This is a genomic window from Anaerofustis sp. NSJ-163, from assembly GCF_024135845.1.
GTDB classification, from domain to species: domain Bacteria; phylum Bacillota; class Clostridia; order Eubacteriales; family Anaerofustaceae; genus Anaerofustis; species Anaerofustis butyriciformans.
In genome coordinates this window covers 356,027-378,041 of sequence record NZ_JAMYJV010000003.1, presented here as the reverse complement: position 1 = coordinate 378,041, position 22,015 = coordinate 356,027, and the positions used below count along the sequence as shown (strand labels likewise).

At 28.4% G+C, this 22,015-nt stretch carries 27 protein-coding genes and 1 tRNA gene; 11 read left to right on the top strand and 17 right to left on the bottom strand.

Annotated features, from left to right (window positions below; translation table 11 throughout):
- Window positions 1-172: 172 nt before the first annotated feature.
- Together M6G78_RS05270 and M6G78_RS05265 are read right to left on the bottom strand one after the other, a co-directional pair.
- Complete coding sequence (locus M6G78_RS05270) at window positions 173-796, bottom strand: YhcN/YlaJ family sporulation lipoprotein (protein ID WP_253229811.1); 624 nt, start codon at window positions 794-796, stop codon at window positions 173-175.
- A gap of 83 nt (window positions 797-879) precedes the next feature.
- Entirely contained in the window at window positions 880-1,944 is a 1,065-nt protein-coding gene (locus M6G78_RS05265; RefSeq protein ID WP_253229810.1) for a hypothetical protein, read from the bottom strand.
- A gap of 113 nt (window positions 1,945-2,057) precedes the next feature.
- On the opposite strand from M6G78_RS05265, the gene M6G78_RS05260 reads away from it, so the two are divergent.
- Both M6G78_RS05260 and M6G78_RS05255 read left to right on the top strand, forming a co-directional pair.
- Complete coding sequence (locus M6G78_RS05260) at window positions 2,058-2,759, top strand: glycerophosphodiester phosphodiesterase family protein (RefSeq protein WP_253229809.1); 702 nt, start codon at window positions 2,058-2,060, stop codon at window positions 2,757-2,759.
- Window positions 2,756-3,262, top strand: a complete 507-nt coding sequence (locus M6G78_RS05255; protein ID WP_253229808.1) for a DUF4358 domain-containing protein — start codon at window positions 2,756-2,758, stop codon at window positions 3,260-3,262. The genes M6G78_RS05260 and M6G78_RS05255 overlap by 4 nt, the downstream gene beginning before the upstream one ends.
- A 25-nt stretch (window positions 3,263-3,287) precedes the next feature.
- Here the strand turns inward: M6G78_RS05255 and M6G78_RS05250 are convergent, their stop codons facing one another.
- The 3 genes from M6G78_RS05250 to M6G78_RS05240 all read right to left on the bottom strand — a co-directional run bounded on the left by M6G78_RS05250 (window position 3,288) and on the right by M6G78_RS05240 (window position 6,442).
- Window positions 3,288-5,033, bottom strand: a complete 1,746-nt coding sequence (locus tag M6G78_RS05250) for an NADH-dependent [FeFe] hydrogenase, group A6 (RefSeq protein ID WP_138269290.1) — start codon at window positions 5,031-5,033, stop codon at window positions 3,288-3,290.
- Window positions 5,034-5,052: 19 nt separating this feature from the next.
- Window positions 5,053-6,120, bottom strand: coding sequence for an NADH-ubiquinone oxidoreductase-F iron-sulfur binding region domain-containing protein (locus M6G78_RS05245; RefSeq protein WP_253229807.1), 1,068 nt, complete (start codon window positions 6,118-6,120; stop codon window positions 5,053-5,055).
- Window positions 6,121-6,274: 154 nt separating this feature from the next.
- Complete coding sequence (locus M6G78_RS05240) at window positions 6,275-6,442, bottom strand: hydroxymyristoyl-ACP dehydratase (RefSeq protein WP_138269288.1); 168 nt, start codon at window positions 6,440-6,442, stop codon at window positions 6,275-6,277.
- Window positions 6,443-6,532: 90 nt separating this feature from the next.
- Between M6G78_RS05240 and M6G78_RS05235 the strand changes: the two genes are divergently transcribed.
- Complete coding sequence (locus M6G78_RS05235) at window positions 6,533-7,504, top strand: AIR synthase family protein (RefSeq protein ID WP_253229806.1); 972 nt, start codon at window positions 6,533-6,535, stop codon at window positions 7,502-7,504.
- A gap of 23 nt (window positions 7,505-7,527) precedes the next feature.
- Here the strand turns inward: M6G78_RS05235 and M6G78_RS05230 are convergent, their stop codons facing one another.
- The 9 genes from M6G78_RS05230 to M6G78_RS05190 form a co-directional block, all read right to left on the bottom strand.
- Window positions 7,528-7,716 (bottom strand): ferredoxin, encoded by a 189-nt coding sequence (locus tag M6G78_RS05230; RefSeq protein WP_253229805.1) that lies wholly within the window; start codon window positions 7,714-7,716, stop codon window positions 7,528-7,530.
- A gap of 157 nt (window positions 7,717-7,873) precedes the next feature.
- Complete coding sequence (locus M6G78_RS05225; RefSeq protein ID WP_253229804.1) at window positions 7,874-9,754, bottom strand: ABC transporter ATP-binding protein; 1,881 nt, start codon at window positions 9,752-9,754, stop codon at window positions 7,874-7,876.
- Window positions 9,754-11,490: an ABC transporter ATP-binding protein gene (locus M6G78_RS05220; protein WP_253229803.1), complete on the bottom strand. Its 1,737-nt coding sequence runs from the start codon at window positions 11,488-11,490 to the stop codon at window positions 9,754-9,756. The genes M6G78_RS05225 and M6G78_RS05220 overlap by 1 nt, the downstream gene beginning before the upstream one ends.
- A 46-nt stretch (window positions 11,491-11,536) precedes the next feature.
- Window positions 11,537-11,959 (bottom strand): MarR family winged helix-turn-helix transcriptional regulator, encoded by a 423-nt coding sequence (locus M6G78_RS05215; RefSeq protein WP_253229802.1) that lies wholly within the window; start codon window positions 11,957-11,959, stop codon window positions 11,537-11,539.
- Window positions 11,960-12,099: 140 nt separating this feature from the next.
- Window positions 12,100-12,906, bottom strand: coding sequence for a CPBP family intramembrane glutamic endopeptidase (locus tag M6G78_RS05210; protein WP_253229801.1), 807 nt, complete (start codon window positions 12,904-12,906; stop codon window positions 12,100-12,102).
- A gap of 8 nt (window positions 12,907-12,914) precedes the next feature.
- The gene (locus M6G78_RS05205; RefSeq protein WP_253229800.1) at window positions 12,915-13,391 is read right to left on the bottom strand and encodes a YfcE family phosphodiesterase; all 477 of its coding nucleotides are present in this window, start codon (window positions 13,389-13,391) and stop codon (window positions 12,915-12,917) included.
- 13 nt (window positions 13,392-13,404) lie between these two features.
- The gene (locus M6G78_RS05200) at window positions 13,405-13,995 is read right to left on the bottom strand and encodes an XTP/dITP diphosphatase (RefSeq protein WP_138269280.1); all 591 of its coding nucleotides are present in this window, start codon (window positions 13,993-13,995) and stop codon (window positions 13,405-13,407) included.
- An 8-nt stretch (window positions 13,996-14,003) separates the two neighbouring features.
- Window positions 14,004-14,729: a ribonuclease PH gene (gene rph, locus M6G78_RS05195; protein ID WP_138269279.1), complete on the bottom strand. Its 726-nt coding sequence runs from the start codon at window positions 14,727-14,729 to the stop codon at window positions 14,004-14,006.
- Between the two features lie 12 nt (window positions 14,730-14,741).
- Window positions 14,742-15,701, bottom strand: coding sequence for a GerMN domain-containing protein (locus M6G78_RS05190; protein ID WP_253229799.1), 960 nt, complete (start codon window positions 15,699-15,701; stop codon window positions 14,742-14,744).
- Between the two features lie 233 nt (window positions 15,702-15,934).
- Here M6G78_RS05190 and M6G78_RS05185 point away from each other — a divergent pair, with 233 nt between their 5' ends.
- Window positions 15,935-16,771: a GH25 family lysozyme gene (locus M6G78_RS05185; RefSeq protein WP_138269277.1), complete on the top strand. Its 837-nt coding sequence runs from the start codon at window positions 15,935-15,937 to the stop codon at window positions 16,769-16,771.
- Window positions 16,772-16,869: 98 nt separating this feature from the next.
- On the opposite strand, the gene M6G78_RS05180 is transcribed toward M6G78_RS05185, so the two are convergent.
- A tRNA-Leu gene (locus M6G78_RS05180) sits at window positions 16,870-16,952 on the bottom strand.
- Window positions 16,953-17,119: 167 nt separating this feature from the next.
- On the opposite strand from M6G78_RS05180, the gene M6G78_RS05175 reads away from it, so the two are divergent.
- The 3 genes from M6G78_RS05175 to M6G78_RS05165 are packed head-to-tail and all read left to right on the top strand — an operon-like array spanning window position 17,120 to window position 19,270.
- Entirely contained in the window at window positions 17,120-17,623 is a 504-nt protein-coding gene (locus tag M6G78_RS05175) for an HD domain-containing protein (RefSeq protein WP_138269276.1), read from the top strand.
- Between the two features lie 60 nt (window positions 17,624-17,683).
- Window positions 17,684-18,745: an endonuclease gene (locus M6G78_RS05170; RefSeq protein ID WP_138269275.1), complete on the top strand. Its 1,062-nt coding sequence runs from the start codon at window positions 17,684-17,686 to the stop codon at window positions 18,743-18,745.
- A gap of 3 nt (window positions 18,746-18,748) precedes the next feature.
- Window positions 18,749-19,270, top strand: coding sequence for a hypothetical protein (locus tag M6G78_RS05165; protein ID WP_138269274.1), 522 nt, complete (start codon window positions 18,749-18,751; stop codon window positions 19,268-19,270).
- Between the two features lie 11 nt (window positions 19,271-19,281).
- Here the strand turns inward: M6G78_RS05165 and M6G78_RS05160 are convergent, their stop codons facing one another.
- Window positions 19,282-19,632, bottom strand: a complete 351-nt coding sequence (locus M6G78_RS05160; RefSeq protein ID WP_138269273.1) for a cupin domain-containing protein — start codon at window positions 19,630-19,632, stop codon at window positions 19,282-19,284.
- Window positions 19,633-19,851: 219 nt separating this feature from the next.
- On the opposite strand from M6G78_RS05160, the gene M6G78_RS05155 reads away from it, so the two are divergent.
- The 4 genes from M6G78_RS05155 to M6G78_RS05140 all read left to right on the top strand — a co-directional run bounded on the left by M6G78_RS05155 (window position 19,852) and on the right by M6G78_RS05140 (window position 21,518).
- On the top strand, window positions 19,852-20,592 hold the full coding sequence (locus M6G78_RS05155) for a tyrosine-protein phosphatase (RefSeq protein WP_138269272.1): 741 nt from the start codon (window positions 19,852-19,854) through the stop codon (window positions 20,590-20,592).
- Window positions 20,593-20,600: 8 nt separating this feature from the next.
- Window positions 20,601-20,828: a hypothetical protein gene (locus tag M6G78_RS05150; RefSeq protein ID WP_138269271.1), complete on the top strand. Its 228-nt coding sequence runs from the start codon at window positions 20,601-20,603 to the stop codon at window positions 20,826-20,828.
- Entirely contained in the window at window positions 20,809-21,120 is a 312-nt protein-coding gene (locus tag M6G78_RS05145; protein WP_138269270.1) for a YbjQ family protein, read from the top strand. Before M6G78_RS05150 ends, M6G78_RS05145 begins: the two co-directional genes overlap by 20 nt.
- 158 nt (window positions 21,121-21,278) lie before the next feature.
- A complete protein-coding gene (locus M6G78_RS05140) occupies window positions 21,279-21,518 on the top strand; it encodes a heavy metal-binding domain-containing protein (RefSeq protein ID WP_256476263.1) in 240 nt (79 codons plus the stop codon).
- A gap of 20 nt (window positions 21,519-21,538) precedes the next feature.
- On the opposite strand, the gene M6G78_RS05135 is transcribed toward M6G78_RS05140, so the two are convergent.
- Window positions 21,539-22,012 carry a hypothetical protein gene (locus tag M6G78_RS05135; RefSeq protein WP_138269269.1) on the bottom strand — a complete coding sequence of 158 codons (474 nt, stop codon included), beginning with the start codon at window positions 22,010-22,012 and terminating at the stop codon, window positions 21,539-21,541.
- Window positions 22,013-22,015: the final 3 nt, after the last annotated feature.

The window sequence follows — 22,015 nt, the reverse complement described above, 5'->3', positions numbered from 1 at the left end:
ACAATAATATTATACATTATTTTATTAAAATTGTTTAAATTTAATGAAATATTAATATATAAATTAATTTATATAAGAATTATTAAAAGTAAAATAAACTACATTCTATATACATTTTATAATTATGTATTAAAAAAACTCAATATAAAAAAGGCACATAAAGTGCCTTTTATTATTTCAATTCAAATAAATTTAATAAATCATCTGTTATATTATCAAGTCCTTGCTTTATTACATTAGTTAATGAATTGTAATGCTCTACTTTATCAGAAAAATAAACATTTTTTACTTGAGGATATTTTTCTTTAATCAAAGTGCTAATTTTAGCCTTTTTTTCATCTGATAAACTTGAAGAACCTGTTTTTGTTTTTACCGCACAGTATGCTTTATTCCCGATTATTGCAATTTTTACGTCTTCTATTCCGGAAATTTTCTTTACAGAAGTATAAACACCGTCGCCTTCCTGTTTATATTTATATGATTCGGAAGAATTATAATATCCTGTATTGTTGTTAGTATACTGTCTGTACATTCCGTTATAATCAAATTGATATGGATTGACTCCGTTATTATTTTTTACTCCATTTGAAGAGTCACTATCAGTTAAATCTTCAGTTAAATCTTCAGCACCCTTTTTCACATCATCTCCTATATTTTCTACTTCATCTTTAACATCATTTGCTGCATTATTCATTTGATTTTTTACAGCATTATCCGTATTTGAATTTCCACATCCAACAAAAGAAGTTAACATAAAAGCAGAAATAATCATAGCTATTAAAGTTTTTTTATTCATTAAAATCCTCCTTTCTGTATTAGTATTTAGAAAGAAGAATTTTATATGCTGGTAATAAATTGATTAAAAAGTATTATTTTCTATTAAAGCAGACAAATTTTCCCTGTATTTACACTTATATACATTAACCAGTATCCAAAACCGTCATAAACCGTAGGTTCATAATAAATAAATCCCGTTGAGCCCATAAAAGGCTGAGTATTGTCTATTTTTGAGCCAAGCACACCATAAATATAATATTTTACTTCTTCATCTTTAAAAAACTTTCCAAAAATCCAACTTGGAAGAATTGCATTTTCTAATTTTTTATTTTTAAATCCCATATAAGGATAAAGAATCGGCATAACAAAACCATTATAAATAATATTAATATTATTTAATTTTTCTTCAAATTCATCCATTATGTAGAACTTATAATTACTATCTAAATCAGTAAAATTTTCTAATGAAAAATTTTTTAAAACATCATCTATTAATATATTATTTGCATTAATTATTTTTTTTATTTTATTTTTATCTTCTTCTTCATCTTTATCTTGAAATTCAAATTCTTGATTTATTTCTTTTTCATCATTTATATTTTTATTATTTTCTTTTTCATTTTTATTTGAAAAAATATCAAATAAATCTTCCAAAATATCCAGCTGTTCTTCTTTTTCTAAAATAGAATTTCTATCTTCCTTAGAATCTTCCTCTTCCTTTTCATTTTCTGGTTTTATTTTATTATTTATATTTAAATCCATTATTTCATTCTCTTCTTTTATAATATCTATATCTTCTTTTAAAATAATTTTCCCGTTTTCTTCTTTTTGTTCATCAAAAAAAGGAATATCAAGTTCTTTCTCATTTTCATATTCAAATAAAATTTCACCTGAATATATATCAACTATTTCAATCTTATTAAAACTCTCTACTTTATTTTTTTCTATATTTATTATTTTTTGTAAGTTCTTTTCTTTTTCTGTTTTAAATATAGCCGCAGTATATTCTCTATTTCCCATAATAAAAACAACAGCATATTCACTTATTGGAAGATAAGTTATTTTCAAAGTAATAGAAAGAAAATCTTCATTTTCTTTTATATCAAAATGCATTTTTGCATTATCGTTTTTTAAGTTAACAAATTCTTCATTATTAATATTTAGCATATTTTCCCTCCTAACTTATTATATTTATATTCCGAGAATTTTAATTTATGATAACTTAACATATTGTATTTATTTTTAAAGTATTATATATTAGACAAAAGAAGGTGAATAAAATGTCAAAAATATGTGCACATAGAGGAATGCTTAATATAAAACCGGAAAATACAATTAGTTCTTTTATAGAAGCATTAAAATATGATATTGATGGAATTGAACTTGATGTTCATCTTACAAAAGATGAAAAGATAGTTGTATTTCACGATTTCGATTTAAAAAGAATGTGTAATAATGACGCTTATATAAAAAATTTAACTTATGAAGAACTAAAAGAAATAAAAGTAAATGGTATTGAACCTATTCCTCAGCTGTTTGAAGTATTAGAACTTATAAAAAACAAAAATATTATTTTAAATATAGAATTAAAAGCATCAAGTGAAATTTATAGTGGAATAGAAGAAAAGGTTTTAAATTTAATAAACGATTATAACATAAAAGACAAAATCATAATTTCTTCCTTTGACCATAGAGCGTTAAAAATAGTAAAAGATATAGACAAAGAAATTAAAGTCGGAGCATTATATCAAGGATTTTTTGATAATATCGTTAAATATGCAGTAGATAACAAATTTGATGCAATACATCCTCATTTTTTAAATATAGATAAAAAAATAGTCAAGGAAGCAAAAGAAAATAACATAAAAATAAATTGTTATACTATTAACAATATGCTTGCATATAATTATATAAAACATTTTAATGTGGATATGATAATAACAAATATCGCAGACAAAATTTTAAAAAGAGGAAATAAATGAAAAAAAGATATTTTATAATTTTATTATTTATATGCCTTATTATTTTTACAGGGTGTGGAAATAAAAAAAATTATGTTACAACTTTAAATCTAAATAAAACAGCAATAAAACTTGAAAATTTAACCTATGAAAAAAACGGGAAAAATCTTCCCATATTTTATAATATGACAGTGCCAAATGATGAAGAAATAAAAAACATATATAAGTTGAATAAAGAAGATTTCAATGAAATTATAATAAAACAATCCGCACTCTCTTCTAAAAGTTCTTTATTCATCATTGCTAACGTAAAAGAAGAAAATAAAGAAAAAGTAAAAGAAGCATTAGATAAATACATGATAAATTATGAAAAAATATGGAAAGAACAAGATAAGACAGAATACAATCTTGTCTTAAACAGAACATTCTACGAAAACGGAAATTATTTTATATATGTAATTTCTTATGATAACAATAAGGTAATGGATACAATTTTATCTCTTTTTGAAGAGAAAGAGAAATAATAAAAAAGACCCTTAAGGGTCTTTTTTATTTTAATATATCTTTACTTCTGTCAACATATGTTGTATGTAAAATTTCATGAGCTTTATGAGAATTTGGCTCACCTAAATATTCTTCATAAACTTTTTTAACCGCTGGATTATCATGAGATTTTCTTGTTGGTCTAACGTTCTTATCTTGGTTATATAATACTTTTGCTCTTTCTTTTGCAAGAGATAAACCTGCATTAATAAGTTGACTGTTTACGATTGGTTGTCCACCACCGTTTACACATCCGCCAGGGCATGCCATACATTCTATAAAGTCATAATCAGTTTCACCTTTTTTAACTTTATCCATAAGTTTTCTTATGTTTGCTCCACCGTGAACAACAGCAACTTTTATTTCTTTATCACCAGCTTTGATTACAGCTTCTTTAAGTCCTTCAAGACCTCTTACTTCTTCATAATCAATTTTTTCAGATACTTCACCGGTGATGGCTTCAACTGCAGTTCTTGCAGCAGCTTCCATAACCCCGCCTGTTGCACCGAATATTACACCGGCACCTGAACTTTCACCATAAATTGGATCAAATTCTTCATCTTCAAGATTTTTAAAGTCAATACCTGCTTCTTTAATCATTCTTGCAAGTTCTCTTGTTGTGATACATACATCGCTGTCATAGTTATCGCCTTCCATTAATTGTTCTCTTCCAACTTCAAATTTCTTAGCAACACAAGGCATAACACTTACAACATAAATATCATCAGGATTAATATTATTTGTTTCAGCATAGTGTGTTTTTATTAAAGCACCTGCCATCGCTTGAGGTGATTTACAAGAAGAAAGGTTTGGAATAAGTTCTGGGAATTCTTGTTCACAGAATTTAACCCATGAAGGACAACAGCTTGTAAGCATTGGAAGAGTTCCTCCGTTTGTAACTCTGTCTACAAGTTCATGAGCTTCTTCCATAATTGTCATATCAGCACCAAAGTCTGTATCAAAAACTTTATCGAAGCCAAGTCTTCTTAGTGCGGCAACCATTTTACCTGTTACATCTGTGCCGATTTCATATCCGAATTCTTCTCCAAGAGCAGCTCTTATTGCAGGAGCAGGTTGAACAACAACATGTTTGTTTTCATCACATAATGCTTCCCATACTTCATCTACATTTACTTTTTCAGTTAAGGCACCTACAGGACAGTTAATAACACATTGTCCACAGTTGATACAGTTTGTATCAGCTAAATAATCACCTTTAACAGGTCTTGCTTTTGAATCAAATCCGTTATCTTTACCGATTAAAGCACCGATACCTTGAATTTTACTACATGTGTTTATACATCTTTTACAGAAAATACATTTAGATTCATCTCTTACGATTGAAACAGATTTATCATCATATGCATCTGATGAAAAATCTCCGCTGAAAGGAACTGTGCTTACTCCTAAATCATTTGCAAGAGTTTGAAGTTCACAGTTCCCGCTTCTTATACAAGTTGTACAATCTCTGTTATGGTCAGAAAGTGTAAGTTCCATTGTATTTTTTCTTGATTCTCTTACTTTAGGAGAGTTTGTAAATACTTCCATTCCTTCTTTTACAGGGAAGTTACAAGCACTTCTTAAAACATCAGAACCTTTAATTTCAACTACACACATTCTACAAGCACCAATTTTGTTATGTTCTAAGAAACATAATGTAGGAATATTAATTCCGATTTGTCTTGCAGCTTCAAGAACCGTTGTTTTATCTTCAACGCAAACATCAACATTATTTATCTTTAAATTTACCATCTTTTCATTTACTCCTTGACTACTCTTTTATAAAATCAGAACTGAAATTTTCAAGTGCACTTAAAATAGGAGCTGCACCCTTTTGTCCTATAGGGCAAAGAGTTCCGATACTCATATTTTTTGCAATTGCTTTTACTTTGCTGTAATCATCTTTTTCTGAAATATCAGAAACGATTTTCTTAACCATTTCATCCATTCTTTTTACCCCAACCTTACAAGGGAAACATTTACCGCAAGATTGAATTAATAAGAATTGTAAGTAATCTGATATTTCTTTTGCCATATCAGTTGTTTCATCGATAACAACAACAAGAGCAGTACCTCTTATTATTCCATTCATCATTAAAGCCATAAAGTTTACAGGTTTAGAAACTTCACAAGCTGGTAAATATTCACCATAAGGAGCTCCTACTTTGATAGATTTAACATTTCCTGTTGCACCGCCTGCAAGTTCAATAAGTTGTTCATATGTAACGCCGTTTTCAACATTGTAAATTCCAGGATTTTTTACTTTACCACCGATTGCAACACCTTTAAATCCTTTTTCAGGAAGTGTTTTATAGCTGTCTTGAACAATTACAAGTAAGTTAGCTAAAATTTCTGCATTTACATTTAAGCCTTCTTTGCTTTCTTTTACAACACTTATTTCTTTATCTAATAAACCGTAAGCTTTTGCATCGTTAACAGCTTTTGATACTCTTCTAAATGCAAGGTCATCTTTTGCTACGATATAACCTTCTTTTGCACCGCTTACTTCCATAACAATAAGCATTGATTCAACAATTACGTGAGGAGCTTCGATTAAAACTTTATTATCTGCAGCAGCTAAAGCATCTAGTGTTTCGCAAACAACAACCTCAGCACCTTTCCAATTATCACAGCAAAGTTCGTCTTGTTTTCTTCTATCAACAAGTAAAGCATCACTTGCAAGTTTAATTACATCAACTTCGCATTTTAAAACTTTTTCTTTTGCTTTGTAACCATCAAATGCTATATAATCATCGATACATTCAGGATTTGTTGCACCACAATATTTAATAGCATTTTTCTTTTGATTAACCAAAACTTTTGGATCAACTTTTTCCATAACTTCTTTTATTTACCTCCAAATAGTTTATATATAAGACTTTAAACGAAAAATCTTATTATTCCTTTTTATTACACATTCACAGTTATAATATCAAAATATGTCTAATTTTTCAACTTAATTTAAAATAGAAAAATAAAAAAACTCACTTGTTTTAAGTGAGTTTTTCATTATCTTTTATATCTTCATCATTTTTTTCATCTTTAGGAAGATAATACATACATTTTTCGTTTAGTGATGAAATATAAAAAGGCACCGTATTTAATGTACACACTCCTTTTTCTTGAAATTTACAATCAAGGGTACAAATAATATTAATCATGAATCCTCTCCAAATATAAGTAATTACTATGAGTATTGACGTTTTTGTGCTAAAATATAAAAAAATATCTTTTTATTATGAAGGAAAAACATGGAAGAAGGAAAATTAACCAATCATACATTACAAAAAATCTTATTTGATAAAATTAATATAAAAAACAAAGAAGTTTTAATAGGTGCAGGAATAGGAAAAGACACAGCTCTTTTAAATTTTGAAAGTGATTTATTTTCAATATCCACAGACCCTATAACAGGAAGTAAAAACGGTATAGGCCGACTATGCGTAAATATTTCATGCAACGATATTGCAACATCAATGGCAACACCTGTTGCAATGATGGTAACAATGCTTATTCCAACCTATGCCAATATAGAAGATATAGAAGAAATAATAGATGAAATACTTCTAACCTGCGAAGAAAATAATGTTGATTTAATCGGAGGACACACAGAAGTTACTTCAAGCGTAAATAAATTTATCTTAAGCGGAGTATGTATCGGAAGAAAAGAAAATATTGTTAATCCTACTCCAAAAGCTAATGATAAAATAGTAATGAGTAAATATGCAGGGCTTGAAGGAAGTGCTATTATAAGCCTTGATTTAAAAGAAGAGGTAGAAAAGTTCTTGACAAAAGAAGAAATATCAAAAACATCAAAGCTAATAAAAGATACGTCCGTAATAAAAGAAGGTTTAATAGCAAAAAATCTTAATGTAAGTCTTCTTCATGATGCAACAGAAGGCGGAATTTTAGGGGGAGTTTGGGAAATGGCAGAAAATTCAGGGCTTGGGGCAATTATAGATATTGATAAAATATTAATTTTAGATGAAACAAAAAAAATCGCAAAGCATTTTAACATAAACCCATATAAGCTAATATCCAGCGGAGTAATGTTGTTTATAACCGATAATGACGAGAAATTAATAGAAGAATTAAATAAACAAAATATACCTTCATCCACAATAGGATATTTAACAAAGGAAAAAGAAATTTACATTTTAAAAAACGGAGTAAAAGAAATATTATCTCCGCCATCACAAGATGAATTATATAAAGTAATATAAAAACAAGCATTTAGCTTGTTTTTTTAATACTTACTTATTGCATTTACAGGACAACTTCCTATTGCTTCCCTTGCAAGTGTTATTTCAGAATCATTTTCAGGATTCCTTATTACACCTGCTTTACCATCAGACTCTATTTCAAATATATCTTCACATATGGATGTACAAAGACCACAGGAAATACAGCTGTCTTTATTTATTCTAAGTTTCATTTTAATCCTCCTTAAATTTATCAATTAATATTATTTACAAATTAATCTTTTATATTCCTTTTGTTATTTATTAGCATAAAAATATAAATATTATAAACAATACTGCACAAGAAGAATTGATATGAATAATAAAAAAAGAGGCATAAGCCTCTTTTTTCTATGATAATTCCAAAGCACCGGTATATAGTCTGTAATATGTACCATGTTTCTTTATTAGTTCTTCATGGTTACCTCTTTCGATAATAGTACCATGTTCTAATACTATTATTGCATCTGAGTTTCTTATTGTTGAAAGTCTATGAGCAATAACAAATACAGTTCTTCCTTCCATTAACTTATCCATACCATCTTGAACGATTTTTTCTGTCCTTGTATCGATACTTGAAGTTGCTTCATCAAGGATAAGAACCGGTGGATTATTAAGAGCAGCTCTTGCTATACTAAGCAGCTGTCTTTGACCTTGTGATAATTCTTCACCTGTACCTGATATTACAGTATCATATCCATCAGGCAACATCTTAATGAAATGATCGGCATTTACAAGTTCTGCAGCAGCATATACTTCTTCATCTGTTGCATCAAGTTTACCATATCTAATATTTTCTTTAATTGTTCCTGTAAACAAATTAGTTTCCTGTAAAACTATACCAAGAGATCTTCTTAAATCATCTTTCTTAATCTTGTTTACATTTATTCCATCATATCTGATTTTACCATCAGTAACATCGTAGAATCTGTTTATTAAGTTCGTTATAGTTGTTTTACCTGCGCCTGTTGAACCTACAAAGGCAATTTTTTGACCGGGTTTTGCATAAATATTTAATTTATGTAAAACTATTTTTTCAGGATTATACCCAAACGTCATGTCAATAAATCTAACATCACCATTTAACTGAGTATAAGTTACGCTTCCGTCTCCATGAGGATGTTTCCAAGCCCATTTACCTGTTCTCTTTTCGCTTTCGGTAATATTACCATCTTCATCTATATTTGCATTAACCAAAGTAACATATCCTTCGTCCTTTTCGCCTTCTTCATCCATCATGTTAAATATTCTTTCAGCTCCTGCAAGGGCCATAATAATAGGATTTAACTGACCTGAAATTTGGCTGAATGGGAAGTTAAAGTTTCTTGTAAGTTGAAGGAATGAAGCGATACCGCCAAGAGTAAGTCCGCCAACACCTGAAATTGCAAGTGCTCCACCAAGTATTGCTGTTAAAACATATTGTATATAACCGATATTTGCTATTACCGGAATAATAATGTTTGCATATTTGTGTGCTTTTGCAGAACTTTCATAAAGCTGATCGTTTATTTTGTCAAAATCCACTTTACTTTGTTCTTCGTGACAGAATACTTTTATAACTTTTTGACCACTCATCATTTCTTCCACATAACCATCTAGGATACCTATGTTTCTTTGTTGCTTTGCAAAGTATTCACCACTTTTTCCACCAATTATTTTGGTTGCAAGTGTCATAATTGCAATCATGCAAATTGCAAGAAGAGATAAAGGAATGCTAATATAAATCATTGCACAGAATACCGCAACAACTGTTACTATTGCAGAAAATACTTGAGGTAAACTTTGACAAATCATCTGTCTTAAAGTATCGGTATCATTTGTGTAAAGACTCATAAGTTCTCCGTGAGGATGAGTATCAAAATATCTTATTGATAAAGTCTGCATATGTTCAAACATATCATCTCTTACTTTTTTAAGAACACCTTGACCGATATTTACCATTAATCTCATATAAATGAATGTACAAGCTACACCAACATAGTATATACAAGCAAATGTTAAAATCGCTCTTACAACAATTGTAAAATCAGGAGCAACACTATTTATTAAAGGTGTAATACAATCATCTATCAAGTACATCAAAAATACAGAACTTGCCATACTTGCAATAGAACTTATAATAATAGAAACAAATACGAATATAAATTGTATTTTATAACTTTTTAGTGCATATTTTAAAAGTCTAGCAGCTGTTTTCAAATAATGAGGCTTTTTATTTGTTCTTTTATCCATTATTCTTGGCCTCCCTTCATTTGAGAATTATATACATCTTGATATATTGCATTTGTCTTTAGAAGTTCTTCATGAGTACCGATTTGGTCAATTCTACCATTATCAAGAACAATTATCTTATCAGCATCTTCAACTGAAGAAATCCTTTGAGCGATAATAATCTTTGTAGTTCCAGGGATTTTTTCTCTAAACGCCTTTCTAATTAAAGCATCTGTTTTTGTATCTACGGCACTCGTAGAGTCATCCAAGATAAGTATCTTAGGTTTTTTAAGAAGTGCTCTTGCAATACATAGACGTTGTTTTTGTCCACCTGAAACATTTGTACCGCCTTGTTCTATCTTTGTATCGTATTTGTCTGGGAATTCACTTACAAAACCATCCGCTTGTGCAAGCATTGATGCTTGAATAATTTCTGCATCAGTTGCATTTTCATCTCCCCATCTTAGGTTTTCTTTAATAGTACCTGAGAATAGAGTATTCTTTTGTAGAACCATTGCAACTTGATTTCTAAGTGTTTCCAAATCATAATCTTTTACATCAATTCCACCTACTTTAACACGACCTTTTGTAACATCGTAAAGTCTTGGAATAAGCTGAACAAGAGAAGATTTTGAACTACCGGTACTACCTATAATACCAACAGTCTCACCTGAATCAATATGTAAATTTATATCTTTTAATGGAAGATTGTTTCCATTTCCTTCATCTTTACCATATGTAAAATCAACATTTTCAAAATCGATTGAACCGTCTTTAACATCCATAATAGGATTTTCTTTATTTTTAAGAGTACTTTCTTCAACTAATACTTCAACAATTCTTTCTGCAGAAGTTTGAGCCATAAGAACCATTACAAATACCATAGATAATACCATTAAACTTGATAATATCTGGCTTGCGTATACAACAAGACTTGTTAACTCTCCTGTTGTCATTGTTCCCACAACAATAAACCTTGCAGAAAAATATGAAATAAGAAGAATACATGTATATATTGTAAATTGCATTACCGGAGCATTAAGAGAAACTATTTTTTCGGCTTTTGTAAAGAATTTATAAATAAGTTTAGAAATACCATCAAATTTTTCAATTTCATAATCTTCCCTTACATATGCCTTAACAACTCTTATACCCGTTACGTTTTCTTGAACCACACTGTTTAATCTGTCATATGTATTAAATACTCTTTCAAAATGAGGATGTGCCTTTATTGCAATAAAGAAAAGAAGCAATGCAAGCACCGGAATTGCTATAAAGAATATAATAGCAATATCAAAATTAATTTTAATTGTGAAAAACAATGCAAATATCAACATGATTGGTGCTCTTATAAGAAGTCTTACTATCATTTGATAAGCCATTTGAACATTTGTAACATCAGTTGTAAGCCTTGTAACCAAACTTGCAGTAGAAAATTTATCTATGTTTGCAAATGAAAAATCTTGAATTTTATAAAACATATCTTTTCTTAAATTTCTGGCAAATCCCGCAGAAGCTTTTGCGGCATATTTCCCTGCCAAAGTACCTGTTATTAGAGAAATAATTGCTAAAAAGAATAAAAACAACCCTAATTTTATTATGTAATTAAGATTTCCGTTTGCAATACCGATATCAATAATATCAGCCATATAAAAAGGTATTAATACTTCCATTAATACTTCAATAATTACATAAAAAGGTGCAAGAAAAGAATCTTTTTTAAATTCTCTAATGGAACCCATTAATGTTTTTAACATACATATACCTCCCAACAAAATTAATTTCATAATAAGAAAATAGTAACTATTTGAAATTATTTAACATTTTTTCTGTTATCGCAAAAAAAGCATCAATTTCCTCTTTAGAAAGCCTATTTTTTAATGTTCTTTCCATATTTTTAATATCTTTTCCTATTTGTGATTTTATGCACAAACCTTTCTTTGTAACAACAATTTTTTTAAGCCTTGCATCATAATCTACACTTACTCTTTCAATAAGCCCATTTTCTTCCATGGTATTCAATATTCCTGTAACGGTAGAACGTCTATAAAACAAACATGCTTCAATATCTTTTTGGAATATATCTCCTTCTGATTCTGTAACATGACAAATTATTCTTCCTTGAACACCTGTGATGCCATAAGCTGCCATTTTTTTATTCATTTCTTTACTAATTTCATTTGATAATCGTCTTATTATCATTCCAACTTCTTTTTTTGCTTTCATAATTTACCCTCTTATTATGTTAGTTACCTAACTATCATGTTAGCTACCTAACTATTATATGAATATTTTTTTAATTGTCAATAAAAAAATTTTATTTTTCATTTTGTTTTCACAAATTGTTTTCATAAAAAAAAGATAACCTAAGTTATCTTTTTATTTGCATTTAAAAAATATTTAAATGATATATAAAAAATTAAAACACCTATAATGGTCATAAGTAAACTATAACTCATAATATCCGATAAAATCGGAAGTGAAAAAAGATGATTGCAAATATTAAAACTTATATGAAAAACACATGACATAATAAGACTTTGTGACTTCTCATAAATATATCCAATTATTATTCCCGCAATAATCGCATATGTACTTTGAATTATATTCATATGCATGACGCCAAAAATCAAAGCCTGTAAAATTATTGCGGTTTTAAAATTAACATATCTTTTTAAATTATTATATACTATTCCCCTTAACATAAATTCTTCGCTTATGGGGGTAATAATGCCAACAGAAATAATATTAATTAATACTCCTCCTGAGGAAAGCAAAGCCATTGTTTCCGTATAACTGGATGAATATTTTGTAAGATCAAAAATATCAATTATACCCATGGAAAACATAAAAAATGATATTCCAAGGAAAATAATACTTACGATATATTTAATATTTTTTTGATTTTCATATAAATGAAAATGTAGTTTCTTATTTTTTAATAAAATAAATCCAAAAAATATAATATTAATCAAAGAAGATATTAATAGAATAAAAACAGTATTTTCACTTATAAATGTTGTTAAATCCTCTAAGTCATATATTCCCTTTTTCATGCTTGTTAATGCATAGTAAAACTGAAAAGCAATACTTACTCCTACTTGAGAAATCAACCAAAAAATAACGGGATATATACATAATAATATTTTCTTTATTATATTATCTTTCTTCATTAAAACTCCTATATATATTTATGTATTATTTTGTAATTTCCCTTTTCGTCTATTTCCATTATTCCATAACTTCTTTTGCCATAGCCTCTCATGCTTAAAGTTCCCGGGTTAAACAAATGAACACCGCTCATATTTATGTTTAGTTTTTCATGAGTATGTCCAAACAAAACAATATCCGCACCTATTTCACATGCTTTATAAAAAATCGAACTATAAGTATTTTTTACTCCGTACAAATGTCCGTGAGTCATAAAAATCTTTTTACCATGAAATTCAAAAAAGATTTCTTCTATCTCCTTCATAAAGTCACAATTGCCTCTGACTTTTTTTACTTCAACATTTGTTAAATCAAAATCAACATCATCTATATCGTTATGATGATCGCCCAAGTGAAAAAGATAATTAAATTTCTTTTCCTTTCTTAAAACTTTCTCAAGTGTTTCTATATCTCCGTGTGTGTCGCTTACTATGAGTATTTTGTCCATATTACACCTCGACTCATTTAAGTTTTTTATCAAGTATTTCTTTAGCTTTTGTAAAAGCTCTTCTTCTGTGACTTACTGAATTCTTTTCGTCAAATGTAAGTTCAGCATAAGTTTTATCAAGACTTTCTATATAAAACAAAGGATCATACCCAAAGCCGCCATCTCCGACTTCTTTAAAACCTATTTCCCCCTCAACTTCACCTCTTACGGTTTCAACACTTCCGTCTTCATAACATATTCCTACACAGCATACAAATTTAGCTTTTCTGTCTTCTTTTTTTACACCTTCCAAAGCTTTTAATAGTTTCTTATTATTCTTATCATCATCTTTTTCTTCTCCTGCATATCTTGCAGAATATATTCCGGGCTCTCCGTTTAAATAATCTACCATAAGTCCGGAATCATCACCTAAAACAAGCTTACCAGTTTTTTTATTGATGGCTTTAGCTTTTATAAGTGCATTTTCTTCAAAGCTTTTTCCATCTTCAACAATATCATCAACAAAGCCTGCTTCTTCCATGCTTATTACTTTATAATCTGTTAATATACTTTTTATTTCTTCTAATTTATGTTTATTTGCAGATGCTATTATTACTTCTTTCATTTTAACCTCTATTTACTAAGCCCTAAAACTTCTCTTTGAATATCAATTAATTCTTTTATTCCTTTTTTTGCAAGAGAAATAAGTTTTGTAAGTTCTTCTTCTTTTACAGGTCTTTCTTCTCCTGTTACACCAAGTTCAATAAATTCACCATATTCGTTCATTACAACATTCATATCTGCAATTGCACTTGAATCTTCAACATAACATAAGTCAAGAAGAGGTTCGTTATCTACAATACCAACGCTTATTGCCGCAACAAAAGATGTAAGAGGAAGTCTTTCAATATCTCCCTTTTCAACCATTTTATTTAAAGCATCATATAAAGCAACAAACGCTCCGGTAATACTTGCAACTCTTGTACCTCCGTCAGCTTGGATAACATCGCAGTCTATCATTATTGTTTTTTCTCCAAGAATTGATAAATCAACAACACTTCTTAAACTTCTGCCTATAAGTCTTTGTATTTCTGCACTTCTTCCGTCTAATTTAAGTCTGTTTATATCTCTTTTTTTTCTTGTTTGTGTTGAAGAAGGTAACATTGAATATTCACATGTTATCCATCCTGTTCCCTCTCCTCTTAAAAACGGAGGAACTTTATTTTCTATAAAAGCAGAACATATAACTTTTGTATTCCCTACCTCTATTAAAACGCATCCATCAGGATACATTGTATAATTTCTTGTGATTTTTACTGGTCTTTTTTCATCATAATTTCTTTTATCAATACGTTCCATCAACTCACTCCTTTATTGTCTTTCTTCGTTTGAATAGTCGTTTACAAGTTCAGTTTCAATTATACCATCTTTATTATCATTTTGGTCTATCACAAATCGAACTTTTTTTATATCATCAGAATTTTCTTTTACCGTAAGTGCAACACTGTTTTTATATAAACTTAACATTGTCTTGTCCATTAAAGAAAATTCTTTGCTTAAATGTATATATACACTCTCCCCTTTTACTATTACATCTTCTATATTTGCTGTGGTTGCAAATATCATTGAAGAATATTTTTTCGTATTGCATATGGTAAAATGATTTATAAGTATATCTTTTAAGCTTAAATCTGATTTATCTGTATACACACTATACGGTATATAATTATATACGTTTTCACATTTTTTAGCAATATACATAGTATGTTTTGATTTTGAATTTTTATTTTTCTCAATTTCATTTATGTTTTCACGATAATATAATTTATTCATTTCACTGCCATATGTAAGAGTTTCTTTATCTCCCATTTCAAAACTTACGCTGTCAACATTCTCAAATTCAGTAAGAGCATAAACAATTGAAATAATAAATGCTTTTTCATCTTCTTCATCCACAAATTGAGCCTTTTCACTTAAATCCACCTTTGCTGTATTATCTTCTAATTTTACACTTTTAATACTACCTGCAATTACAGTTGGGAAAAGTCCATTTTTACTTGCAACTTTTCCATTTTCTTCATTGTCAGTCATAAGGTTTATTACATTATCAAATTTTGCTTCTTCACTTGAAACTATTCTTGTAAGAGGCACAACATATGAATCTGCCGTTTTATAATAAACGGTTATTTTACTTTTGTTTGATTCAACTTCACTTTTTATCGAACCAGCTATTTTATCCTGCATTCTTGAAATCATTGTAGGATCTTTTATTGTTATGTAAGAAAGCCCTATAATAGATAAAAGCAATAAGAATTTAATTATTTTTCTCATAATAAAACCTCTGTTTATAATTTTTATAACACAAATTTATTTCATATTAAAAATATGATTATCACTAATCTTTTAATTTCTTAATTTTTCCCTTAAGAACATGTCCATATAATCTCATTATATCTTTATAAAATAAATAATATGGGGAAATTACAAAAACGAAATATTTTATATACTCTCTTTTCTGTAGCAGATTTTTTATAAAACCATATTATACCTTGAGGAGGTAGTATATGAAAAAAAATAAAAAAGCAGTAATAATATTATGCATTTGTTTTTTGATTTGTGTATGTTCTGCCGGAATGATTAGCGCAAACAGCGAATATAAAGGCATAGACGTAAGCGTTTGGCAAGGAGATATTAATTTTAAAGAAGTAAAAAAAGATGGCATAGAAGCTGTTTATATAAGGGCAGGACAAGGAAGCAATTATACAGACACTAAATTTGAAAGAAACTATAAAGAAGCTAAAAAAGAAGATTTAAAAATTGGATTTTATCATTACGTAACCGCAAGAAATACAAGACAGGCTAGAGAACAGGCTCATTTCTTTTATTCTCTTATAAAAAATAAAGACCAACAACTAAGACCTGCCATGGATTTTGAACAACTTGACGGATTAAGCAAAAAAGAATGTAATGACATTGCTAAAGTATATATGGAAACTTTGGAAAACTTACTGGGTTATAAACCTGCTTTCTATTCAAATGCATACGATGTACAAACAGTCTGGGAAAAAGACCTTAACAAATATCCATTATGGATTGCCGATTATGGAGTAAGAAGTCCATATACAACAGGCGAGTGGTCAAAATGGTCAGGATTTCAATATTCCAGCAGAGGAGATGTTAAAGGTATAAGCGGGCATGTAGATATGGATAGATTCAAAGAAGAAATTTTAATTACAGATGAAGAAAAAAATAAACAAAAGGAATATATCACCTATACAGTAAAAGACGGTGACACCTTAAAAGAAATAGCAGAAAAATATAATACAACGAAAGATGCCTTAATTAAACTAAACCACCTTGAACTAATTCATCCTGGAGAAAAGCTTTTAATAAAAAAATAAAAAGGAGCTTATGCTCCTTTTTTGTAAAATTAAAATATATATAATATTTAATATAAAACAAAAAAACCGATTGTAAAACAATCGGTTTAATTTTAAACTGGTGCGGATGAAGGGAGTCGAACCCCCACACCGAAGTACTAGATCCTAAGTCTAGCGCGTCTGCCAATTCCGCCACATCCGCAAACTCATAAAGCTTTATTATTATATATAAAAAATTAAAATATGTCAATAACTTTTTGTAATTTTTTATTTAAAAATTTAAAAAAAATATAATTTTTTCTTAATAAGTTCATAATATATATGTATTAATATAAAAATATAATATAATACTTTTAAGGTGGTAAAAAAATGACAAGAGAAGAAAAAATGATTTTCTTTAATGAAATAAAAGAAATAATTTCAAATAAAGAAGTACAAAAAATGCAAGGATATATACAGCATGGTGGAACAACAACCTATGCGCACTCTTTAAATGTCGCTTTATACAGTTATATTTTATCTAAAAAATTTAATTTAAAGATACAGGAAAAACAACTTCTAAGAGGAGCAATGCTTCATGATTTCTATCTTTACGACTGGCACGATAAAACAGTAGAAAGAAAAAAAATGCATGGGTTTAATCATCCTAAAGCAGCACTTGAAAACGCAAAGAAACATTTTGAATTAACAAAAAAAGAAGAAAACATTATACATTCTCATATGTGGCCTCTAACTCTTAGAGCCATCCCAAAAAGCAAAGAAGCAATTATAATATGTTTGGTTGATAAGTGGTGTGCAATAATTGAATCAAAAGAACACTACATGGAAAAAATTAAAAGTAAACAATTAAAAAATATCAATTCATACAAATAAAAGAGGATATATTCTTCTTTTATTTTTTTATGATATAATTTATAAAAAGGGAGAAAGAAAATGATATTCACAATAATAACTGCTTTAATAGGATTACTTATAATACTTATTTTATCCTTACTTTTTTATTTAACAATAAATGAATATAAACCTGAAGAAATAGAAGATGCACTTCTTATAAGAAAAGGCGAAGAAAAAGAACTTCATATTAACGATTCTTTAAGTGTTCTTACATATAATATAGGCTACTGTAACGATAGTGCCGACAGTGACTTTTTCATGGACGGTGGGAAAAGAACCAGAATAGAATCAAAAAAAATGGTAATAAGAAACCTTAAAGGAATCGAAGAAAATATAAGAAAAACAAACGCCGACATAATTTTTATACAAGAAATAGACACAAAGTCAAAAAGAGGATATAATACAAACCAAGTAAGATACTTATCAAAAGTATTTAAAAAGACAGCTTATTTTGCAAAAAATTTTTCATGTAAATATATCCCATACCCAATTAAAGACACAATAGGAAAAGTTGAAAGCGGAATATTAACTCTAAATCCATATGAAATAATTTCGGCAAAAAGATATTCTCTTCCTGTTTCTTTTAAATATCCAATAAGATTATGCCAATTAAAACGATGTCTTCTTGTTGAAAGAGTTAAGATTAAAAATTCAAAAAAAGAACTTATTCTGGTAAATCTACATTTGGAAGCATATGACAAAGGAGAAGGGAAAATAAAACAAACAAAGATACTTACGGATATTTTAAAAACAGAGTACGAAAAAGGAAATTACTGTATAGCAGGCGGAGATTTTAATCAAATCTTTCCTAATACAAATATAAATAAATACCCTCTTATAAAAGATAAACACTTTAAACCTGGGAAACTTGATATAGATAATTTTTTAAAAAGTTGGAACATTGTTACCGACGACAAAACTCCTACATCAAGATTATTAAATGAAGAATTTGATGAAAAAAGCCCAAACACGCAGTACCATGTAATTGACGGTTTTATACTTTCTCCAAACATAAAACTTAACAACATAGAAACAATAGATACAAAGTTTAATTTTGCAGACCACAATCCGGTTAAAATAAATATAACACTTAAGGAGTAAAAAATGAGTATTATCGCAACAATAATAGGAATATTTTTGGGAATATTTTGTTTTTCTTTATGGACAAAATATATGAATAAAACAGTAAATAAAAAAACAGAAACGATAAATAATAAAGACTATTTCATAATGAAAAAACCAAAATCAAAAGTAGTATTTCACACAGTAATATTAATTTTGGTTGTAGCCGGATTTGCATTATACAAACAAGGTCTTATATTTCATGATTCAATAATATGGGATGTACTTTTTATATTTGTAATAATAATGAATCTTTTTTCAGTTCAAAAAGCCATAAACAGAAAAGTAATTGTAGAAGACGAAAGAATAACGGATTCAAAGGGAAACACTTTTTATTTTTATCAATTCACTTCATGCAGAATTATCAACATGGCAACAATTTTATTTATTGACAATAATCCCGTATTAAAAATAGAAAATGATGATATAGGCTACAATATATTTTTAGAAAAATTAAAAAACTACAATATACAAATAATAGACATGAGAAAAAAGAGCATTTAAAATGCTCTTTTTTATAAGTAATTTATATTGAATTCTTTATTTGTTATAAACAACACTTCAACATCTTCATCTTTACTTCCGTGAAAAGCCTTACTTCCTTCTTTAAACCAAACAAAACTTCCCGCTTCAAAATCCCCTAAGTTCGTGTATAATGTTCCTTTTATTACATACATGCCATGAGCGCAGTCATGAGTATGCCAAGGTGTAAAAACTCCTTTTGGGTATATCATTATTTTTACCATCATCTTTGTATCTTCATCATCTACAAGATGCATTTCATAAGTGACATTACCCGTATTCTTGCTTACACGCCTATGTTCCTTCAAATTAATGTCTTCATTTTTAAATACAATATCGCTCATTTTTTCTACCTCCCTTTTATTAGAAAATATAATACTTATATTAATTATACATCCACAAATAAATATTTTAAATTTTTTTTCAAAACAAACTTATAACAGTAAATTAATAATCATTAGGTAAAATACATGTTAAATTTTTCTAAATAATAATTAAGAATTAACAAAAGACATATTAAATAAAAATTTTATGGTACAATAAAATAAAAAGGGAAAATTAAAATGAATATTAAAGAACTACATATTTCCGGAACACTTCCACTAAAAGGAACACAAAACACAAGAGACCTTGGTGGTTATATTACAAAAGATAAAAAAATAACAAAATATAAAGAATTTATACGTTCTTCATCTTTAAGCATTATAACAAACGAAGATATTGATTTTCTGATTAAATACGGTATAAAAACAGTGCTGGATTTAAGAAGTGAAGAAGAAGTTAAAGAAAAACCAAGTAAACTAAAAAATATAGACGGCATAAAATATTATAATGTGCCACTAAGCGTAAAAGATATGCAGGCAGACATAACAAAAGAAGACGGCTACTTTGATATGATACAAGGATATATAAAAAGACTGTCTAATAAAAAAGCAATCAAAGACATATTTGATATAATATCAAATAACCTAAATGGAGGACTTATATTTAACTGTACCGCAGGAAAAGACAGAACTGGAATTGTTTCAATGCTGCTTCTTGGCATTGCAAACGTAAGCTTAAAAGACATAGTTGCAAACTATCAAGTTTCATATACATATATGGGAGAAGATCCTAATTTTGTAAGAGAATATAACATAACAAAATCAAGAGTATTTCTATCAAAACCCGAATTTATAGATGCAACAATAGAATATATAATGGATGAATATTCTTCTTTTGAAAATTATTTATTATCATGTGACGTTACAAATAAACAAATAAACGATATAAGAAACAGATTTCTTGAAGATATAATTTTTTAGGTGAAAAAGTGAAAGATAAAAACAAAGAAAAAATAGCACCTATTATAATTGGAATACTTATTTGTATTCTTCTTATAATATATATATTATCAATCATATTTTTAAATATTTCTTTAATTTTTAAAGTAATTATAACTTTAATAATGATATTTTTAATAAAAACAATGATTAATGCAGTTTCAGAAAGATTAAAAGAAATTGAGAAAGGAGAAGAAGATGATCTTAGTAACTACTGAAACAGTTCCTGGAAAGGAAATAGAAGCTTTAGGACTTGCAAAAGGTTCTTGCATTCAAACAAAAAACGTGGGGAAAGACATTTCGCAAACATTTAAGAATCTTGTAGGAGGAGAACTTAAATCTTACACACAAATGATGGACGAATCAAGAGCGATGGCAACCAAAAGAATGGTTATGGAAGCAGAAAACATGGGTGCGGATGCAATCGTTGCGTTAAGGTATTCTTCATCATCAATTATGCAAGGCGCAGCAGAAGTTTTCGCTTACGGAACTGCCGTAAAATTCAAATAAAAGAGCTAAACAATTGGCTCTTTTTTATTTATTATTTTATTTATTTTTTAATCATTTAATTAAAAATAAAATAATATATCCTCTTCCTTAACAAGCAAATATAGTGTATAGTTTAAAATATAAAAAACAAAAAGGAGTAACTCATGAAGAACGATATTATGTTGACAACCACAGAGACAATTCCGGGTAAAGAATTGGAAATATTGGGAATGGTAAGAGGCGAAGGAATTCAAACAAACAGTTTTAGCAAAGCAAGAGCAGACGCAACAAAAAACATGGTCAAAGTTGCACAAAACAAACAGGCAGATGCAATAATCAGCATAAGATATGCCTCATCACCTAGAATAAAGGAAAAAGCTGAAATATTGGCCTATGGAACTGCTGTAAAATTTAAATAAAAAGAGCAAAAAGCTCTTTTTTATTTACCGTATCCCCATACTTCTTTGGGAATACTGTTAAGATGTGTTAAAGTTCTTCTTCCGTACACAAGAAAGCACAAAAATACAAAATGCACACCGATTTGAACATAATCGATAGATAATACGGCAATAAGAGAATCTATCAAGTATAAAAATATTAATACGGAATACGATGCTCTTATATTTTTATAACAAAAGTACGCACAGCATCCGATTATCAATACGCACAATGCAACTGCCCCGTAAAACATAATCGAAAGAACAATATTGTCAACCCCCGCAAAAATACGTGCATTGGAAAACAATTGATCCACAAGTACAAAATTAAACCATGTTGCTCTTGTGTTTACCTGAACAATTAAAAGCACTATTTGAAATATCATAGCCAAAAATATAAATATAGGAAAAACTGATAATATTTTGGCTCTTCTTTCCAGTTTATCTTTTATAACTTTAAAATCAGCATAATTCATAAT

What these genes read in the sequence shown, in the direction of transcription:
- M6G78_RS05165 (WP_138269274.1), top strand. Translation starts at nt 18,749, where the DNA reads ATGAGTATTATCGCAACAATAATAGGAATATTTTTGGGAATATTTTGT.
- M6G78_RS05200 (WP_138269280.1), bottom strand. Translation starts at nt 13,995, where the DNA reads ATGAAAGAAGTAATAATAGCATCTGCAAATAAACATAAATTAGAAGAA.
- M6G78_RS05160 (WP_138269273.1), bottom strand. Translation starts at nt 19,632, where the DNA reads ATGAGCGATATTGTATTTAAAAATGAAGACATTAATTTGAAGGAACAT.
- M6G78_RS05185 (WP_138269277.1), top strand. Translation starts at nt 15,935, where the DNA reads ATGAAAAAAAATAAAAAAGCAGTAATAATATTATGCATTTGTTTTTTG.
- M6G78_RS05260 (WP_253229809.1), top strand. Translation starts at nt 2,058, where the DNA reads ATGTCAAAAATATGTGCACATAGAGGAATGCTTAATATAAAACCGGAA.
- M6G78_RS05265 (WP_253229810.1), bottom strand. Translation starts at nt 1,944, where the DNA reads ATGCTAAATATTAATAATGAAGAATTTGTTAACTTAAAAAACGATAAT.
- rph (WP_138269279.1), bottom strand. Translation starts at nt 14,729, where the DNA reads ATGGAACGTATTGATAAAAGAAATTATGATGAAAAAAGACCAGTAAAA.
- M6G78_RS05220 (WP_253229803.1), bottom strand. Translation starts at nt 11,490, where the DNA reads ATGTTAAAAACATTAATGGGTTCCATTAGAGAATTTAAAAAAGATTCT.
- M6G78_RS05175 (WP_138269276.1), top strand. Translation starts at nt 17,120, where the DNA reads ATGACAAGAGAAGAAAAAATGATTTTCTTTAATGAAATAAAAGAAATA.
- M6G78_RS05225 (WP_253229804.1), bottom strand. Translation starts at nt 9,754, where the DNA reads ATGGATAAAAGAACAAATAAAAAGCCTCATTATTTGAAAACAGCTGCT.
- M6G78_RS05270 (WP_253229811.1), bottom strand. Translation starts at nt 796, where the DNA reads ATGAATAAAAAAACTTTAATAGCTATGATTATTTCTGCTTTTATGTTA.
- M6G78_RS05145 (WP_138269270.1), top strand. Translation starts at nt 20,809, where the DNA reads ATGATCTTAGTAACTACTGAAACAGTTCCTGGAAAGGAAATAGAAGCT.
- M6G78_RS05135 (WP_138269269.1), bottom strand. Translation starts at nt 22,012, where the DNA reads ATGAATTATGCTGATTTTAAAGTTATAAAAGATAAACTGGAAAGAAGA.
- M6G78_RS05205 (WP_253229800.1), bottom strand. Translation starts at nt 13,391, where the DNA reads ATGGACAAAATACTCATAGTAAGCGACACACACGGAGATATAGAAACA.
- M6G78_RS05190 (WP_253229799.1), bottom strand. Translation starts at nt 15,701, where the DNA reads ATGAGAAAAATAATTAAATTCTTATTGCTTTTATCTATTATAGGGCTT.
- M6G78_RS05235 (WP_253229806.1), top strand. Translation starts at nt 6,533, where the DNA reads ATGGAAGAAGGAAAATTAACCAATCATACATTACAAAAAATCTTATTT.
- M6G78_RS05140 (WP_256476263.1), top strand. Translation starts at nt 21,279, where the DNA reads ATGTTGACAACCACAGAGACAATTCCGGGTAAAGAATTGGAAATATTG.
- M6G78_RS05250 (WP_138269290.1), bottom strand. Translation starts at nt 5,033, where the DNA reads ATGGTAAATTTAAAGATAAATAATGTTGATGTTTGCGTTGAAGATAAA.
- M6G78_RS05215 (WP_253229802.1), bottom strand. Translation starts at nt 11,959, where the DNA reads ATGAAAGCAAAAAAAGAAGTTGGAATGATAATAAGACGATTATCAAAT.
- M6G78_RS05255 (WP_253229808.1), top strand. Translation starts at nt 2,756, where the DNA reads ATGAAAAAAAGATATTTTATAATTTTATTATTTATATGCCTTATTATT.
- M6G78_RS05210 (WP_253229801.1), bottom strand. Translation starts at nt 12,906, where the DNA reads ATGAAGAAAGATAATATAATAAAGAAAATATTATTATGTATATATCCC.
- M6G78_RS05240 (WP_138269288.1), bottom strand. Translation starts at nt 6,442, where the DNA reads ATGATTAATATTATTTGTACCCTTGATTGTAAATTTCAAGAAAAAGGA.
- M6G78_RS05155 (WP_138269272.1), top strand. Translation starts at nt 19,852, where the DNA reads ATGAATATTAAAGAACTACATATTTCCGGAACACTTCCACTAAAAGGA.
- M6G78_RS05170 (WP_138269275.1), top strand. Translation starts at nt 17,684, where the DNA reads ATGATATTCACAATAATAACTGCTTTAATAGGATTACTTATAATACTT.
- M6G78_RS05230 (WP_253229805.1), bottom strand. Translation starts at nt 7,716, where the DNA reads ATGAAACTTAGAATAAATAAAGACAGCTGTATTTCCTGTGGTCTTTGT.
- M6G78_RS05245 (WP_253229807.1), bottom strand. Translation starts at nt 6,120, where the DNA reads ATGGAAAAAGTTGATCCAAAAGTTTTGGTTAATCAAAAGAAAAATGCT.